Below are 1,073 nucleotides of genomic sequence, written 5' to 3'. Positions count from 1 at the left end.
AAATTGAAACCGTTCCTCGATTGGGTGGAGGGCAAAAGCGAAAGGCTCCTCAAAGAGTTCTACGTTGCCACTTTCGACTTTTCCACAAAGTACACCCTCTATCTGACCTACCACCGCTACGGCGACGAGAGGGAAAGGGGCGAGGTTCTGGCAAAACTCAAGGAGGTCTATTTAAAGGAGGGGCTCATCCCCGATAGGGAGCTCCCCGACTACCTCCCCCTCATATTGGAGTTCGCCTCTTTGGAGCACACCGAAAAGGGGAGGGAGATTTTGACCGAATACCTCAAAGAGGTTGAAAAGGTACACAAAAACCTCAAAGAGGACGGGAACCCTTACGCCCACCTCTTTGAGGTGCTCTTGGATACGCTCCGTTCGGGGGAACCTACCCTCTCAAAGGTTCCCCAAGATAAATAGGAGGTGTTAGCCATGCACGCAGAAACCGCTCAGGTTGGCATCACCGACTACCTGTTTTGGGTAGCCCTGCCCTACGCCGTCTTGGCGATTTTCGTTCTGGGGCATATCTATCGGTATATAACCGACCCCATGAGCTGGACCTCAAAGTCGAGCGAACTGCTCGAGAAGAAACTCCTGAGGTTCGGCAGTATGCCCTTCCACTACGGGATAATCCTCGTTCTGGCGGGGCACGTTATAGGGCTTCTCATTCCCAAAGCGGTGCACGAAGCGTTTGGTTTGAGCGACTACGTTTACCACATCATCGCGGTAATAGGCGGGCTCTTTGCCGGTTTTTTGACGCTGCTGGGGCTAATAGTCCTAACCTACAGGCGGTTTGCGATTAAAAGGGTGCTCGCAAACAGCAGCGCCGGCGATATTGTCGTTTTGGTGCTGCTGCTTTTGGTAGTCCTGGCGGGTCTAACGGCTACCCTTAGCAATATCGACGGCTCCTTCGACTACAGGGAAAACATAGCTCCCTGGCTGAGGGGCATTTTGACCCTCCGACCCGACCCCACCCTAATGGTAGACGTTCCGATAATCTTCAAGCTCCACATCTTCCTCGTTATGCTGCTTTTTGCCGTATGGCCCTTTACCCGTTTGGTCCACGTTCTCAGCTTCCC

The 1,073-nt window shown here is 53.0% G+C and carries 2 protein-coding genes; both read left to right on the top strand.

Annotated features, from left to right (window positions below; genetic code table 11):
- Positions 1–414 (top strand): nitrate reductase molybdenum cofactor assembly chaperone (narJ, locus tag MV985_RS00695; protein ID WP_297458090.1); only part of this gene is annotated, 414 nt, incomplete at its 5' end.
- A gap of 12 nt (positions 415–426) precedes the next feature.
- Positions 427–1,073 (top strand): respiratory nitrate reductase subunit gamma (gene narI, locus MV985_RS00690; protein WP_297458088.1); only part of this gene is annotated, 647 nt, incomplete at its 3' end.

This window comes from Thermococcus sp. (assembly GCF_027012695.1).
Taxonomy (GTDB): Archaea; Methanobacteriota_B; Thermococci; order Thermococcales; family Thermococcaceae; genus Thermococcus.
The sequence above is the reverse complement of the archived record's forward strand: the minus strand, read 5'-3'. Positions and strand labels throughout refer to the sequence as shown.